Source organism: Lysobacter sp. MMG2, assembly GCF_016735495.2.
Taxonomy (GTDB): domain Bacteria; phylum Pseudomonadota; class Gammaproteobacteria; order Xanthomonadales; family Xanthomonadaceae; genus Lysobacter_J.
Genome location: NZ_JAERQY020000004.1, coordinates 56,060 through 71,800, shown reverse-complemented (window position 1 = coordinate 71,800; position 15,741 = coordinate 56,060). Strand labels below are relative to the sequence as shown.

The window sequence follows — 15,741 nt, the reverse complement described above, 5'->3', positions numbered from 1 at the left end:
GGACAAACCTTTCCTAGCCCCTCATGGAGGGACTGGGGATGTTCGGGAGGGGAACTAGTTGCGAAGTGCGCCTGGCTCAGCGCGTGTAGGCGGCCTCGTGCTCAACCGTCGCGCCGTAGTCATTGATGTAATCGAAAACAATGCGGCCGCTATCTGCGCCATTTTCCAGCGGGAAGGTCTGACGACCCATAGCCGGGCACATGCCGCCGTTGTCGCCGACCTTCGTCGGATTCTTGGCGTCCTTCAGGCGGACATAGGTCATGGACACGTTGTAGGCCGTGCCATTCGTGCACTCGACAGCGAGCTTGTCTCCCTGACGCACCATGCGCCAGCCAAGCTGATCGACCGATGCTTCGGGGTTACCCTGCAACGTCGTCGGGCGATAGAAAATCTTGATGCGCGTGCGCACCGCAAACTGCAGGTAATTGTTGTCTTGGTCAGCCTTCGGCGCCGGCGGAATCTCGAGCACGTTCAGGTAGAACACGGACTCGCGGTCCTGCGGAAGCTGGGCACCGGTGAACATCAGGCGCAGTGCTTGGCCCTTGCCCGGATCGATGCGCGAAATGGGAGGCGTGATGAGGAACGGAGCCTTGCTGGTTTCAGGCGATTCCTCCGGGTTGCCGCTGTCCGTCCATGACTGGATCAGGCGTGGCACGTCGCCCTTGTTCGTCACCTGGACCGTGACTTCACGGTGGGAGGCCGGATAGATGACTCGCGTGCCCACAATCTGGATGCCGGCATGCGCGGCGGAAAGACCACCGACAAGGGTCAGGACCAGCGCGGACAGCGTGCGTGAAAGGGTTTTCATGGCAACTCCGATGAAGCGGACCTTCGAATCCAGTACAAGTAATGGTGTGGCCGGCTAAGCCGGCCACACCTTTGAACGCTTGAAGCGATTACTGGTACGACAGCACGTACGTGGCCTGCGCCTTGACCTTGCCCGGCGTGGCGGCGGCGGTGGCGAAGTACTGCGCCGAGTACTGCAGCTTGGCCTTGCCGCTCACGAATGCGGCGGTGCTGGTGTTATCACCCGTGTACAGGTTGATCGGCGTGGCGGCCTGGTTCAGCAGCTGGACCTGGACCACGGCCGGACCGCTGGCATCGATGTTCTTGAGGTTGCCCGTGGCCGAGTCGATCTTGGCGGCGTCGTACTGGAACCACAGCTTGGCGAGCTTGGCGGTATCGCACACGTCACCGGCGTTGCCGCCGACGTTCACGGTGAAGCCCTTGGCACCGGCGACGGAGCCGGCGGCCGGCAGGCGGTCCTTGTGAACCGGGGCCAGGTCGACGGTGAAGTCGGCGCCGCCGCTGGTGTTTTCGCCGCCGCTCACGGTGCAGGTGCCATCAAGGACTTCGCCGTTGATGGTGATGGTGCCGCCCGAAGCAGCGAAAGCGGACGGAGCTGCGACGACGCCGAGGACGGCAACCATAGCGGAGGAGAGGAGGATCTTCTTCATTGCAATTTCCTATGCGTTACTGGTGAGTGGGTAGGCCGCAGAGGTGGTGCTTGCCTTGTATTGGCTTGCCCTAGCGACGGGGCGTATGTTGGCCACCAGACTGGCTGGGACCCATCGGACAGTTCCTAAAAATTGCGTAAAGCGGATCTCGCTTTTGAGTAAAGTTCCAATCGGATGCGGACAGCCGACTCAGCCTGACTGAGTTCCTCGCCAGCGACGGAGCGTGATTCGTCGCCCGTCGCGCGCGAATCTGAAATGACTACCGTGGGTTCGCTGTCTGGCACAAGGGCTTGGGGTGCACCCGGGAAACTCACGCGCTCGTCACGTCTTCACAGTAGACGGGTTGATCGCCACAGACGTCGCGCGTCGATTCGCGCGTGGTCCGCCCCAAGGCGAGAGCGTTTACATTCAGATCATTCTGATGGCAGCCCATCGGCCGCGGAACTTAGTGTGGACCGACAGGCGCTGACCGCAAAAAGAAGGTATCCCATGGGCTCTCGCACGCGGTTGCGCATCGTCCTCTCGATGTTCCGGACCCTTCTCATCCTGTGCATGCTGATGTGCGGTGCTGTCGGCGCGCAGGCGCGCGCGCCCGGCTCGGTGGCCCTTGCACCTTCGGAAGTCGCGTGGCGCCAGGCGCATCCGGTCATACAGGTCGGCGTGTATGCGGGCGATTTCGTGCCGTTCGAAACCTGGCGCGGCGGGCAACCGGAAGGATTGGGCGTCGACTACGCGCGCCTGCTCGCGGGCCGCGCGGGATTGCAACTGGAGTTCCGCCCGTACAACGACTGGGTGTCGGTCGCGCTGGGTGGATCGAATGAGTCGATGCCGTACGACATGCTGCTCACGCAGCCGGTCATCCCGCAGCGGCTGGACCGCTTCCACATGCTGCGACCCTTCGTGCTGGGCCAGCAGGTGGTGCTGGTGGCGCGCAAGGGCGACCTGCAGATCCGCGGCGCGGGTGATCTCAACACGGCGCGCGTCGTCCTGGAACGCAAGTTTCAGGTCGTCTCGCGCGTAGTACATGACGAGTTTCCAGGCGCGACGCTTGTCTACGCCGAAGACGGCGCGCAAGCGCTGGACATGCTCACCCGCGGCGAGGCCGATGCCTACGTCGGCGTCACCGCCGCGCGCATGCGGACGCTGGTGCAGCAGCGCCAGACGGACGATGTGTCGATACTTGGCCCGTTCGGTCTGCCGACGTTTGAGTTCGCCCCGGCGGTACGGCGCGATCTCAATGAGTTGACCAGCATCCTGCGCAAGGCCGAAGCCACCATCACCGAGCGCGAGCTTGTGCAGCTGCGCGCACGCTGGGGCCTGGACGACCACGACAGGCTCCCGTTCGCGCACGCAGGCATCTCGGCTGCGGAGCGTCAGCGTCTGGCCGGACTGCCGGTGCTGCGAATCGGGTACGAGGTGGACCGCTATCCCTACAGCTTCATCAATCGCAAGGGCGCGTTCGACGGCATCGCGGCGGACTACATCAACATCCTGCAGAAGCAAACGGGGCTGCGCGTGCAACTGGTCCCGGCGCAGGACTGGGGCAGTCTGGAACGGATGGTGCTGGCCCACGAGATCGATCTGATCGCGGCCGGCAGCAGCGAGGACATCGATTCGAGCGAGATGGGCTTCAGCCAGCCCTATGAGTATTTTCCCGAAGTCATCGTGGCGCGCATGCAGGGTCCGCCGATCGCCGGCCCTAAGGACCTGGTAGGGCGGACGGTGTCTGTGCGTGATGAGGCCGGCGTCCTGTCGCGCTTGCGCGCCATGCTCCCGCGCACGCGCCTGCTCGCGGTGGGCAGCAACGAGCGGGGCTGACGAAAGTCGCGAACGGCGAGGCCGACGCTTACGTGGGCACGTTGCCCGCCATCGACGCGCTGATCCGCAATCGCTACGCGGCCGAACTTCGCGTCGTCGGCCCAGCAGGAATGGACACCGAGCTCGCATTCGGTGTTCGCCGCGAACATGAGGCGCTACTGCCCGTGATCAATCGGGTGCTGGACGGCCTGGACGAAGGCGAGCGCCAGGCAATCCGGTCGCGCTGGCTCACCACCGAATACGCCTACGGCGCACCGTGGGGCTGGGTGCTTCTCGCCGCCGCCGTGCTGCTGCTGGTGGTCGGCGCCATCGCCTTCGCCTACGTCCGGCTGCGGCGGGCCACAAACGCCAAGGCGAAGGCCGAGCACGAGCTGACGTTGCAGCTGGGATTCCAGCAGGCGTTGCTGGAATCCATTCCCTATGCCGTGCTCGTGAAGGACAGCGAGGGCCGCTACGTCGCCGTCAATCGCGCCTACGAGGAGATGTTCGGAAGACGTCGCGAGGAACTGATCGGCCACACGTTGATCGAGACGCACCACCTGCCCGATGTCGACGCGAACGCGCTCATGGACGAGGACGCGGAGCTGTTGCGCGCGGGTGGGAGTACGCGTCGCGAGTACCAGATGCGTCTATCGGCGACGGACGAGGCGCGCAGCCTGATCGTCTGGCGCCACCCCGTCATCACGTCCGACGGGCAGTCGCGTCTGCTCGGCACCATCGTCGACGTCAGCGACATCCGTGCCGCCGAGGCCCGGGCACGCGCGTCCGAGCAACGCCTGAGCGACATCACCCAGGCGATACCCGGCCTGGTCTTCCGGCTTCGCGTCGAGGAGGACGGACGCCGCCGCTTCACGTACATGGCCGGCGATTCGCTCGGCATGGTCGGCATGTCCGCGCAGGAACTGCTTGCGGACGAGCCCCGGGTACTGGCCCGCGTGCACGCCGACGACCAGATGCTGGTGGTCCGCAACGTGGAGGCCGCCGCGACGACGTTGCAGCCAATGCCGCCTTTCGACCTGCGCTTCCACGTCGACGGCGGCTGGCGCTGGCTCCGCACCGAAGGCGGTATGCCGCGGCGGCTGCCGGACGGTGCCGTGGAATGGAGCGGCTACTGGTTCGATACGACGCAGCTGCACGAACAGGCGGAAGCGCTGAGCGAAGCAAAGGCGCAGGCCGAATCCGCGGTGGCGGCCAAGAGCATCTTCCTGGCAGCGATGAGTCACGAGATCCGCACGCCGATGACCGGCGTGCTGGGCTTGCTCGAACTGCTCACGCAGACACGGCTGGAGGTCGACCAGTCCGACATGGCGCTGATGGCCCGCGACTCGGCCAAGGCACTGCTGCAGATCCTCGACGACATCCTGGATTATTCCCGCATCGAGTCCGGCCGTCTGAGCATCGAGCGCACGGACTTCGATCTGCGCGATCTGATCGACAGCGCGGCAGGGCTCTTCGGCGCGCGCGCGCGTGAGGGCGAGGTGCACCTGTACTCCATCGTGGACTGGCGCCTGGCCACGCGCTTCCGGGGCGACGCCATGCGCATCCGGCAGGTCGTCACCAACCTGCTCAGCAATGCGCTGAAGTTCACCTCCGAAGGGCACGTCACCCTGCACGTCCGTTTGATCGAGGAAGTCGACGACGAACAGCGCCTGCGGATCGAAGTGTCCGACACCGGCATTGGCATCGCCTCGGAAAACCTGTCGCGCCTGTTCCAGCCGTTCATCCAGGCAGAGCATTCGACCACGCGCCGTTTTGGCGGCACTGGCCTTGGCCTTTCGATCAGCCGGCGCCTGGCGACGATGATGGGCGGCGGGCTGCATCTGGAAAGCGAACCCGGCGTGGGAACGCGTGCGATCTTCGATCTGTCGCTGCAGGTGGTGGAACCGCTGCGCCCGCGCCCCGAGTTCGACGGCCGCACCGTGGTGGTCTGCGTCGCCGATCCGCTGCGCGCGCAGGAGATCAGCAACGACTTGAGCTCGCTGGGCTTCAGCCAGATGGAAATCGAGGCTTCCGACCTGCCGGACTTCAACTGCTGTGACGCCGATCTGTTCGTGGTGGACGCTGCGATTGCGTTGCCTGACGCCCTTCTGCGCTGCCCGATGCTGCGTGTAGCAAGCAGCACCGGGGACGCAGTCGCCAATGGCAGCCCGGGCATCATGTTGCGCGGCGACCCGCAGTCGCTGCGATCCCTCCTCGCCGCATGCCGCAACGCGCTGGGCATCGCAAGCGACGACGGCGTCGCCTTGCCTATCGCCGCCGAATCGCAGCAGCGGATTCGGGTTCTGGTCGCGGAGGATCATCCGATCAACCGCGCCGTCATCGGTCGGATGTTGGACAAGCTCGGCTACGCGTACGACATGGCGGAGAACGGCGAGCAAGCGCTGGCCGAACTTGCGCGCAATCGCTACGACCTGCTGCTCACCGACTGCCACATGCCGGTGATGGACGGCTACACCCTCGCCCGCGAGCTGCGCGCTTCCGACGGTCCGAATGCGGGCATTCCCGTCGTCGCCCTGTCGGCCAGCGCGTTGCCGGACCAGGTCCACCGTTGCCGCGATGCGGGCATGGACGACTTCCTCGCCAAGCCCATCCAGCTCGATGCGCTTGCGGCGAAACTGTCGGCGCTGCTTCGCCTCGCGCCGGAAGCACCCGCCGTGCCCGAAGCGGTGCCGGACGCATTCCTGGGTCTGCGTTCGGTGTATCAGGATCCGGCCGAGTTCCTCCGTGTCCTGCGCGATCTTTCCGATATGAGCCACGACGAGGTGGACGAGCTCGACCGAGCCATCGAGGCGGGGGATGAACCGCGCCAGCGCGAGCTCCTGCATCGAATGGAGGGGGCATTGAGCCTGGTCGCAAGCCCGATCACCGGCGATGCGAAACCGCGCGGTACGGCGGAACGCCGGGCGGCGATCGTCGCCACGTTGCAGGCGATCCAGGCCGAGCTGGATTCGACGGCACCGGAGCTGCGCGGCACGACGGGGTGATCGTCCCGTCGTCGTCCCGCGCGCGCGTCAGACGCCTAGTGCCAGGCTCGTTCCTACCAGGACGAGAAATCCTGCGAACACGCGCTTGAGTGTGTCGCCCTGCAGGTAGTGCGCGAGGCGCGTGCCGTAGGGCGCCGCGAATACGGACGCGGCGGCAACGCCAATCGCCGCGGGCAGGTAGATGTAGCCGATCGCATGGTGTGGAAGCGCGCCCGCGGGCGCATGCAGCGCGTAACCGACCGCGCTCGCCAGCCCGATCGCGACGCCGCAAGCGGACGAGGTTCCGACCGCACGCACCGGCGCCACGCCACGCCATACCAGCAGCGGCACCGTCATGCTGCCGCCGCCGATGCCGACCACCGCCGAGACCGCGCCGATACCCAGGCCAGCCGCTGTCATCGGCGCGCCGCGTGGTGCCGGCACGGCATCGCCGGCGGCATTGCGCTTGCCGCCGAAGATCAGCTGCGCGGCGGCGAGGAAGCAGTAGCCGGAGACGATCCAGCGCAACACGTCGTCGTCGATGCGCACCGCCACAGCGCTGCCGAGCCATCCGCCGACCAGGATGCCGGGCACCATCCACGCCACCGTCGGCCACATCACGCTGCCGCGCCGCGCATGGGCACGGGCCGAAGCCGCGGCCGTCAGCACGATGCTCGCCAGCGAGCTGGCCAGGGCCGCATGCATCGCCGCTTCCTTCGGAATGCCCATGCCGGGCAGCAGCCACACCAGCGCCGCGACCAGCACCAGACCGCCGCCGACGCCGAGCAGCCCGGCGAGAATTCCGGCGACCGCGCCGAGTGCGAGGAATACAGGCAATGCAGTGAGCATGATTTCTCCTGGACGATGCAGCGCGACCTCGCAGCGACATGCGTGCTGCACATCCTGTCGCAACCACGCCTGAAAGCCGAACACATCGCGCCAACGGCCGCTTCACGATGCTGGGCTATAGTCCCGCGAATGGTCCCCCGCCCATTCATCATCGTACTCGCTGCGTGCAGCCTCGCCATTGCCGCTTCTGCCTGCGCGCAGACCACGGCAGGCGCGCCCGCCGTCGTCATTCCGCCGTTGCCCAAGCCGATGGCCGATCCCAAGTTGCCGCGCGTGCGTGCGGCACTGGAGGACGCCGAGCTCGGCCGCTTCGATGCCGCCCGCTACAGCGACCTCGCGCAGCATCCGCTGTTCCCGTGGATCGAATTCGCCTCCTTGCGGCGCGACATCGACAACCTCCCCGCCCCGCAGGCGCAGGCGTTCCTCACGCGACAGCGTGGGCAGGCCGTGGCCGAGGCGTTCCGCGAGGCATGGATCGCTGCGGCCGCGCGGCGCCAGGACTGGTCCTCGGTGCTGGCCGCATGGAACCCGCAGATCAAGAGCGCGAACCTGCGTTGCAGCGAGTTGAACGCGCGCCAGGTGCTGGGTCGCGCCGATGCGCAATGGACGCGCGATGCGCAGGCGCTGTGGCGCACCGGCAAGTCCCTGCCCGATTCGTGCGACGCACCGATGGCGGCCCTCGCGGCGCAAGGCGGGCTTGGCCCGGAGCTGCGCTGGGAGCGCATCGACCTGGCCGCAGCCGAGTGGGAGACCGGCGTCATGCGCGCCGCCGCGCGCGGATTGCCGCCGGACCAGCTCGCGCTCGCCAACGATTACGCGGCCTTCATGGAGTCGCCGCACGATCGCGCGCTCACCTGGCCCAAGACGCCGCGCAGCCGCGAGATCGCGTCGCAGGGCCTGGCCAAACTCGGCAAGTCCTCGCCCGCCTCCGCCGAAGCGATGCTGCCGCGCTTCGCCAACGCACTGGGGCTGGATGAAGCCCAGCGCGGCCTCGTGCTGTACCAGATCGCGCTGTGGACCGTGGCCTCGTACGAGCCCGACTCGGCGCGGCGCCTCAACGCCGTGCCCGCCTCGGCCTTCGACGACCGCCTGCACGAATGGCGCGTGCGCGAAGCCATGTCGCGTTCGGACTGGAATGCCGCGCTGACGGCGATCCAGAAGATGGGTGCCAAGCAGCGCGGCGATTCACGCTGGATGTTCTTCGAGGGCCGCCTGAGCGAACTCACCGGCCGCAAGGCCGACGCCGAGCGCCTGTTCCGGGAGGCGGCCAACAAGCCCGACTTCCACGGCTTCCTGGCCGCCGACCGGCTCGGCCTGCCGTATGCGCTGTGCCCGTGGCTGCCGCAGAGCGGCGCCGCCGCGCAGCAGGCCATCGCGCGCGATCCCGCCATCGTGCGGGCGATGGGGCTGTTCCAGATCGACCGCGTCGGCTGGGCCGTGCGCGAGTGGGACGACGCGCTCTCGCGATTCAACGACGAGCAGCGACGCATCGCGGTGGAAGTGGCGCAGGCCAACGGCTGGTTCGATCGCGCGGTGTTCTCGCTGGGCAAGAACCCCGACGAGTCGCGCCTGTACGGTTTGCGCTTCCCGCTGCACCACGAGTCGACGATCCGCCGCGAGGCCGCCAACAACCGGCTCGATCCGGCCTGGATCGCGGCGGAGATCCGCGCCGAGAGCATCTTCTATCCGCGCGCGCGCTCCGGCGCGAACGCCATGGGTCTGATGCAGATCCTTCCGGGCACCGGCCAGGGCGTCGCTGCGAAGCTCGGCCTGCCCTGGGGCGGCGCCGACAGCCTCTACGACCCGGACACGAACATCGTCCTGGGCACGGCTTACCTTCGTCAGCTGATGGACAAGTACGGCGGCCAGCCGTACCAGGTCATCGCCGGCTACAACGCCGGGCCGGCGCCGCTGGCGCGCTGGCAGTCGCAGCGGCCGGGCATGGACCCGGAGTTCTGGATCGAGACCATCAGCTACAAGGAAACGCGCGACTATGTCGCCCGCGTGTTGGCCTTCAGCGTGCTCTACGACTGGCGCCTCAACGGCGATGCGCTGACGCTGAGCGACCGCCTGCGCGGACGCACCGACGGTGCACGCAAGCGCTTCGTCTGCCCGACACCGGCCGCGGCAGCACCGACCGCACCGGCGCCGGCCGCACCGGCGCAATCCCGGCCGCGATCACAGCGCTGACGTGAGGCCTCGCCTACACTGCGCCGCATGACGCAACGGCATGTGGTGATCCTTGGCGGCACCGGCTTCGTCGGCCGGCATCTGGTCGCGCGCCTGTTGTCCGGCGGCGACCGGATCACGGTGCTCAGCCGCGGCGTGGACGCCCGCAAACGCGCAATGAAACCGCAAGGCGCCAGCCTGATCGAAGGCGACGTGAGCGACGCCGACTTCCTCGCCGCGGTGCTCGACGATGCCGATGCCGCGATCAACCTCGTCGGCATCCTCAACGAGAAGGGCGACAACGGCCGAGGTTTCGAGCACGTCTTCGTCGGCATCACCGACGCGCTGATCGAGGCGATGACGCGCATGGGCGTGCGTCGCCTGCTGCAGATGAGCGCACTCAACGCCGGCCGCGGCGACAGCCATTACCTGCAATCGCGCGGGCGCGCCGAGCAGCATGTCCGCGCGTCCGGTCTGGACTGGACGTTGTTCCGCCCGTCGGTGATCGCCGGGCCGGGCGATGGCCTGTTCTGCCGCTTCGACGGCCTGCTGAAGTTCGCGCCGGCATTGCCGATCGGCGGGGCCGGTGCACGCTTCCAACCGGTGTGGGTGGGCGATGTCGTGGACGCCTTCGCCAAGGCTTTGGACGAGCCGCGCAGCATCGGCCAGAGCTACGACCTGGTCGGCCCCGACGTGCTGACCTTGAAGCAGATCGTGAAGCTCGCCGCGCGCGGGCGCGGCCGGCACCGCATCGTCATCGGCCTGCCGCCCGCGCTGGGCAAGCTGCAGGCGGAGATCGGCGAATGGCTTCCGGGCAAGCCGATCAGCCGCGACAACTGGCGTTCGCTGCAACTGGATTCGGTGAGCCTGGAAGACGGCCTGCGCCGGCTCGGCGTGACGCCGACCGCGGTGGAGCCCAAGCTCGCCGAGATCCTCGCCGGCTGCTGAGACGAATCCCCGCGGCGCATACGGGAAGCGCCGCACCGGTGCGTTAGGATCGTCGCCTGCCTCGAACTGGAGACATGCGCCATGGGCCTCATCGACACCCTGCTCGGCCACGCGGGCGAAAAATCCGTGGACAAGCTCACCGAGGATTTCGCGCCGATGCTCGCGCCGGGCGAAACCCTGCAGCGCGCGTTCGGCTTCGTGCGCGACCTGATCGTGTTCACCGACCGCCGCCTGATCCTCGTCGACAAGCAGGGCGTCACCGGCAGCAAGGTGCAGTACCTGAGCATTCCCTACCGCAGCATCGTGATGTTCTCGGTGGAAACGGCGGGCCATTTCGACATGGATTCGGAACTGCGTGTGTGGGTGTCCGGGCAGCCGTCGCCGGTCACGCGCGACCTGGGCCGCGATCGCAGCGTTCGCGAGATCCTGGCGCTGCTCGCGCAGTACATGCCGCGTTGAGTGCGATGAAGCGATACCTCGTCGGCGGCGCGGTCCGCGACCGGCTGCTGGGCCTGCCCGCCGGTGACCGCGACTGGGTCGTCGTGGGTGAGACGCAGGATTCGATGGAAGCCGCCGGCTTCCGCGCGGTGGGTCGCGACTTTCCCGTCTTCCTCGATCCCGACACGGGCGAGGAACACGCACTGGCGCGCACGGAGCGCAAGAGCGGGCGCGGCTATCGCGGCTTCGTGGTCGATGCGGACCCTTCGGTCACGCTGGAGGAGGACCTGCAGCGGCGCGACTTCACCATCAACGCGATCGCGCAGGACGAAGACGGCGCGCTCGTCGATCCCTATGGCGGCGCGCGCGACCTGCAGGCGCGCGTGCTGCGCCACGTCGGCCCGGCGTTCGCGGAAGATCCGCTGCGCGTGCTGCGCGCGGCGCGCTTCATGGCGCGCTTCGCGTCGCTGGGCTTCACCGTGGCACCGGAGACGATGGCGCTGATGCGCGAGATGGTGCGCTCGGGGGAGCTGTCCGAGCTCACGCCCGAACGCGTCTGGCAGGAAACCCGCCGTGCCCTCGCCTGCGCCACGCCGTCCGCGTTCGTGCGCACGCTGCATGAGGCTGGTGCGCTCGCCGTCGTGCTGCCGGAAGTGGATGCGCTTTACGGCGTGCCGCAGCGCGCGGAGTTCCATCCCGAAGTCGACACCGGCGTGCACATCGAACTGGTCTGCGACATGGCCGCGCGCCTGGCGCCGGGCGACGACCTGATCGGCTTCGCCGCGCTCACCCACGACCTGGGCAAGGCGCTCACGCCGGCGCACGTCCTGCCCAAGCACCTGGGCCACGAGCAGGCCGGCCTCGCGCCGCTGCGCGCACTGTGCGACCGCCTCAAGGTGCCCACCGAGCATCGGCAACTCGCCGAGGCCGCGTGCCGCGAACACCTCAACGTGCATCGCTTCGATGAGCTGCGTGCGCACACCGTGTACGAGCTGATCGCACGCTGCGATGGCTTTCGCAAGCCGGCGCGCATCGCCCAGCTGGCGCTGGTGTGCGAGGCGGACAAGCGCGGCCGCGCAGGGCTGCAGGACCAACCTTATCCGCAGGGCGAAGCACTGAAAGCAGCTTTTTCCGCGGCGATGACGGTGCGCGCGGACGACGTTGCGCACGGCTTGAGCGGGCCGGACGTGGGCGAAGCGATACGCAAGGCGCGCATCCGGGCGATCGCGGAGGCTACGGGGAAGAAGCTGTAGGCGGGTCGTTGCGGTCGGTCGTGCGAATGCACGCATGGTGGCGTCATCCCGGCGAAGGCCGGGATCCTGGCTGTGGCGGCCGTCCAGTCACGTCACGTCGCCGCACGTCACGTCGCGTCACGTCGCGTCATTCCAGCGAAAGCTGGAATCCATTTTGCTCTTCGCTTCTACCTTGTTGCGCGTAAGAGCAACAGCAAATGGATTCCAGCTTTCGCTGGAATGACGGTGAAGTGGTTTACCGCAGAGGAGTGCCCGCAGGCTGCGGGCCTGGATCCCGGCCTTCGCCGGGATGACGGTGGATTTGCTCTTGCTCTTGCTCTTGCTGCTTCTGTTCCTACTGCTACTGCTATTGCTACTTCTGTTGCTGTTGCTGTTGCTGTTGCTGTCGAACAGCCTTTCAGGTCACTAGCCCCGAAGGGCGCCGCACATGGATGTGCGGCGGTGAGCGCTGAGCCATGGATGGCGAATCGCGAACGCGCCCTTGCTCCGTCCGGTCGTGGGATTGGGGTGTCAAGGAAGGCCCTTTCTTTTGGTTACTTTTCTTTGGGCAAGCAAAGAAAAGTGACCCGAGCGGCGCAGCCGATCGGAAGCTTTGCTATTGCTCCTTCTTTGAGAAGCCTGAGAAAGCCAAATCAAAATGGATTCCAGCTTTCGCTGGAATGACGGTGACAAGGCTTGCCGCTATCGGAGTGCCCACGTACTGTGGGCCTGGATCCCGGCCTTCGCCGGGATGACGGTGAAGTGGGTCGCCGCACGGGGAGTGCCCACGCCCTGCGGGCCTGGGTCCCGGCCTTCGCCGGGATGACGGCAACAGATGCGGCACGAGGCCGCGCGAGACCGCACAGCGTCGCAAAGGGCCACCCGGAGCAGCGCGCGACAACCGCGCGTTCGCAGCAGCGTCAAAACAAAAAAAAGCAACGCCGGACGACCTCCCCGTCGCCCGGCGTTTCTCCCCCCTGTGGGGTCCGACGTCGCATTCCGCGCCCCCTGGCACTGGAACCGACGGATCTTTCGCTGCCCGCGCGATGCGGCAAGGCGGCGCCACCATACGTGAAGCCTTTGTGGCGGACCGATGCGACGGTCACAGGATCCCGTACCGTCCGTCGTACCGAATGTGGCCTCAGCTTCCAACCGTGAACGCCATCGCAGGCCGCACGCCCAGCCTTGAACAAGAGGCCGGACGGCATGCGCCGCCCGGCCTCCTTCCACACCCCGAATCAGAACTCGTACGTCGCCTTGACGTACCACTCGCCGCCGTTGAAGCCGAACGGCGAGGACAGCGGGTACTTCGCGCCCAGGAAGTTGAGCGTGCTGTTGGTCTCGCGGTCGGGGTAGTTGTCGAAAATGTTGTTGCCGCCAACGGTGAGGCGCAGCTTGTCTTCCAGCAGGTTGAACGTCACTGCGATGTCGAACAGCCATTCCGAGCTGAACTCGCCCTGCTCGCCGAAGGTGAAGTCTTCCCAGCTGTCGTAGTAGTTGGCGCGCGCGGTGAAGTTGACGTTCCACGGCGAGCGCCAGTCGGCGGTGAGCACGCTGCGGTTGTTCGGCAGCTGGTTCTCCAGGTCGGCCACACGCTCGGCGTCGATGACCGGCGTGGTGGTGCCGGAGATCACTGCAACGCGGTCGATCTCCTGCTTGTTGTAGCTGTGGCGCCAGTCGAACACGCCCGTACCCCACGCACCGAAGTCGGCGCGGTACACGGCCACCAGGTCCACGCCCTGCACGGTACTGTCGAAGCCGTTGACAAAGTACGACACCTGGCGCAACAACTCCGCGCCCGGCACGCCGGCATTGATCAGCGCCTGCTGCTGCGGCGAACCCGGGGCCACGTTGATGGTCTGCAGGGCGATGCGATCCTCGACCTCGATGTTGTAGTAGTCGATCGTGAAGGTGAACACGTCGTTGGGCGCGTACACGAAGCCGGCCGAATACGCGGTCGACTCTTCCGCGTTCACCGGCTGAGCACCGAGCGCGATCGCCGCGTCGCTGGCGACGGGGAAGGTGCCCAGCGGCACCAGGTTGCCGTCGGAATCGGCGGTGGTGGTCACGTCCAGCGTGTTGAGCTGGCCCGGCGTGGGCGTGCGGAAGCCAGTGTTGACGGTGGCGCGCACGGCGAACGCATCGGTGAAGGCGAAGCGCGTGGAGACCTTCCAGTCGAAGGTGCTGTCGAAGTTGGACGTGTCCTCGTAGCGACCGGCCAGGCCGACGGTCCAGTTCTCGACGACGTCGGATTCCAGATCGATGTACGCCGCGCGGCTGTACTGGCTGAAGTCGCCCGCCGCTTCCGGCGAGTCGCCCTGGAAGCCGTCCGAGCCCACGCCGAACAGCGCGCCGGTCGGGCCGTTGGCCCACGAGGCCGTATCGCCCGCGCGGATCTTGTAGGTTTCCTCGCGCCATTCCGCACCGAATGCGACGTTGACCGGCGAAGCGAACACGTCGTTCTGCCACGGCCAGGCGAAGTCGGCGTTGGCGCCGCGTTCCAGCTGGGTCAGGTTGCCCGGACGGAAGCTGGTCGGGCTCAGGCGACCCAGGCTCGGGTTGATCGAGTCGGTCATGGTGTAGACCATCTCGTTCTCGCCCTGGCGCAGGCTGACGTCCCAGCGCAGTGCGTTGGCGGTTTCGCCCTTCACGCCGAACACGCCTTCGTAGTCCTGCAGGTCCGCGCCGAAGGTCGGGGTGTAGCCGCCCGGGAACTGCGGGTAGATCGGGTTGAGTGCGATGAAGCCCGACGGGCTCGACGCATCGGCCGTCAGGTAGTCGGCGGGATTGAGGCCACGCGCGCGGATGTCGTTGACCAGCGCCTGCTCGACCGGATCGGCCACGCCGTTGCCGTCGGCATCCACCATCAGCGTGCCGCGCGGCGCCACCCCCGGCACGCCCACCGGCGTGCGGTAGAAGAAGCTGGAGACGTATTCGGTGTCGGCGTAGCTGCCGAAACCGTACAGGCTGACGTTCTCGTTGATCGGGTACTCGGCGTTGAAGAACGTGCGCAGGCCTTCGCCGTCGGGATCGCCCCAGCGCTGGCCCAGGCCTTCGAACGGCACCAGCCCCGGCCCCACGAAGGCGCCGACGTCCGCCGCGTCCGCACGCGCGATGCCGCGCGAGGTGTGGTCGGAGTCGAAGTACTCCACGGTCATGTTGATGAAGCCGCCGTCGCCCAGCGCGGCACCGGCGTTGAACGAGGAGCGCCACTTGTCGCCGTCGCCGTGGTAGGTCGAGCCGTACTGGCCTTCGATGCGCACGCCGTCGTCGTAGTCGTTGAGCAGCACGTTGATCACGCCGGCGATGGCGTCGGAACCGTACTGCGCGGAGGAACCATCGCGCAGCACTTCCACGCGCTGGATGGCGGCGGACGGGATCAGGCTGTAGTCGACCGCCTGCGAACCCTGGTTGACCGTGCCGAACGGCTCCACCTGCAGGTTCACCAGCGCCGAGCGATGGCGGCGCTTGCCGTTGATCAGCACCAGCGTCTGGTCGGGCGGCAGGTTGCGCAGGTTCGCCGGGCGCACGAAGGCGGTGCCGTCGGCGATCGGGAAGCGCTGGGTGTTGAACGATGGCGCGATGTTGGCCAGCTGGTCGGTGAAGTCGGCCGAGGCCTGCTTCTCCAGATCGGCCGGGCGGAACACGTCCACGGGCGAGAGCGATTCGGTCGGCGAGCGCCCCTGCACGCGGGTGCCGGTGACGACCAGCTTGTCGAGTTCGACGGCGTCCTGGCGCGCGGGTTGCGGCGCGGCCGGGGCCTGGGCGTCCTGCGCGAAAACCGGCAGGGCGGTGGACAGCAGAGCCGCGGCAACGGCCACGGTCAGGCGATTTCGGTTAACGACGGGCATGGCGATTGGTTTCCTT

10 protein-coding genes and 1 pseudogene are annotated in these 15,741 nt (G+C 67.2%); 7 read left to right on the top strand and 4 right to left on the bottom strand.

The window, feature by feature from the left end; translation table 11 throughout:
• Window positions 1-76: 76 nt before the first annotated feature.
• Together JI752_RS14915 and JI752_RS14910 are read right to left on the bottom strand one after the other, a co-directional pair.
• Window positions 77-808: a fimbria/pilus periplasmic chaperone gene (locus JI752_RS14915; RefSeq protein ID WP_216965525.1), complete on the bottom strand. Its 732-nt coding sequence runs from the start codon at window positions 806-808 to the stop codon at window positions 77-79.
• Between the two features lie 88 nt (window positions 809-896).
• Window positions 897-1,457 carry a fimbrial protein gene (locus tag JI752_RS14910; protein ID WP_216965524.1) on the bottom strand — a complete coding sequence of 187 codons (561 nt, stop codon included), beginning with the start codon at window positions 1,455-1,457 and terminating at the stop codon, window positions 897-899.
• Between the two features lie 255 nt (window positions 1,458-1,712).
• Between JI752_RS14910 and JI752_RS19550 the strand changes: the two are divergent.
• A pseudogene (locus JI752_RS19550) lies at window positions 1,713-4,052 on the top strand (PAS domain-containing protein); the annotation flags it as partial.
• An 80-nt stretch (window positions 4,053-4,132) separates the two neighbouring features.
• Window positions 4,133-6,259, top strand: coding sequence for an ATP-binding protein (locus JI752_RS14900; RefSeq protein ID WP_345777369.1), 2,127 nt, complete (start codon window positions 4,133-4,135; stop codon window positions 6,257-6,259).
• A 27-nt stretch (window positions 6,260-6,286) separates the two neighbouring features.
• Here the strand turns inward: JI752_RS14900 and JI752_RS14895 are convergent, their stop codons facing one another.
• Window positions 6,287-7,087, bottom strand: coding sequence for a sulfite exporter TauE/SafE family protein (locus tag JI752_RS14895; protein WP_216965518.1), 801 nt, complete (start codon window positions 7,085-7,087; stop codon window positions 6,287-6,289).
• 129 nt (window positions 7,088-7,216) lie between these two features.
• Between JI752_RS14895 and JI752_RS14890 the strand changes: the two genes are divergently transcribed.
• The 5 genes from JI752_RS14890 to JI752_RS14870 all read left to right on the top strand — a co-directional run bounded on the left by JI752_RS14890 (window position 7,217) and on the right by JI752_RS14870 (window position 12,558).
• Window positions 7,217-9,277: a lytic transglycosylase domain-containing protein gene (locus tag JI752_RS14890; protein WP_216965516.1), complete on the top strand. Its 2,061-nt coding sequence runs from the start codon at window positions 7,217-7,219 to the stop codon at window positions 9,275-9,277.
• 27 nt (window positions 9,278-9,304) lie between these two features.
• On the top strand, window positions 9,305-10,204 hold the full coding sequence (locus JI752_RS14885; RefSeq protein WP_216965514.1) for a complex I NDUFA9 subunit family protein: 900 nt from the start codon (window positions 9,305-9,307) through the stop codon (window positions 10,202-10,204).
• Window positions 10,205-10,285: 81 nt separating this feature from the next.
• Window positions 10,286-10,663, top strand: coding sequence for a PH domain-containing protein (locus JI752_RS14880; protein WP_216965512.1), 378 nt, complete (start codon window positions 10,286-10,288; stop codon window positions 10,661-10,663).
• A gap of 5 nt (window positions 10,664-10,668) precedes the next feature.
• Window positions 10,669-11,895, top strand: a complete 1,227-nt coding sequence (locus tag JI752_RS14875) for a multifunctional CCA addition/repair protein (RefSeq protein WP_216965511.1) — start codon at window positions 10,669-10,671, stop codon at window positions 11,893-11,895.
• 72 nt (window positions 11,896-11,967) lie between these two features.
• Window positions 11,968-12,558, top strand: coding sequence for a hypothetical protein (locus JI752_RS14870; RefSeq protein WP_216965509.1), 591 nt, complete (start codon window positions 11,968-11,970; stop codon window positions 12,556-12,558).
• A 554-nt stretch (window positions 12,559-13,112) separates the two neighbouring features.
• Here the strand turns inward: JI752_RS14870 and JI752_RS14865 are convergent.
• Complete coding sequence (locus JI752_RS14865) at window positions 13,113-15,725, bottom strand: TonB-dependent receptor (RefSeq protein ID WP_216965507.1); 2,613 nt, start codon at window positions 15,723-15,725, stop codon at window positions 13,113-13,115.
• Between the last annotated feature and the right edge of the window lie 16 nt (window positions 15,726-15,741).

Excerpts from the sequence above, each read along its gene's own strand:
- JI752_RS14915 (WP_216965525.1), bottom strand. The coding sequence starts at position 808 with ATGAAAACCCTTTCACGCACGCTGTCCGCGCTGGTCCTGACCCTTGTC.
- JI752_RS14910 (WP_216965524.1), bottom strand. The coding sequence starts at position 1,457 with ATGAAGAAGATCCTCCTCTCCTCCGCTATGGTTGCCGTCCTCGGCGTC.
- JI752_RS14900 (WP_345777369.1), top strand. The coding sequence starts at position 4,133 with ATGGCCGGCGATTCGCTCGGCATGGTCGGCATGTCCGCGCAGGAACTG.
- JI752_RS14895 (WP_216965518.1), bottom strand. The coding sequence starts at position 7,087 with ATGCTCACTGCATTGCCTGTATTCCTCGCACTCGGCGCGGTCGCCGGA.
- JI752_RS14890 (WP_216965516.1), top strand. The coding sequence starts at position 7,217 with ATGGTCCCCCGCCCATTCATCATCGTACTCGCTGCGTGCAGCCTCGCC.
- JI752_RS14885 (WP_216965514.1), top strand. The coding sequence starts at position 9,305 with ATGACGCAACGGCATGTGGTGATCCTTGGCGGCACCGGCTTCGTCGGC.
- JI752_RS14880 (WP_216965512.1), top strand. The coding sequence starts at position 10,286 with ATGGGCCTCATCGACACCCTGCTCGGCCACGCGGGCGAAAAATCCGTG.
- JI752_RS14875 (WP_216965511.1), top strand. The coding sequence starts at position 10,669 with ATGAAGCGATACCTCGTCGGCGGCGCGGTCCGCGACCGGCTGCTGGGC.
- JI752_RS14865 (WP_216965507.1), bottom strand. The coding sequence starts at position 15,725 with ATGCCCGTCGTTAACCGAAATCGCCTGACCGTGGCCGTTGCCGCGGCT.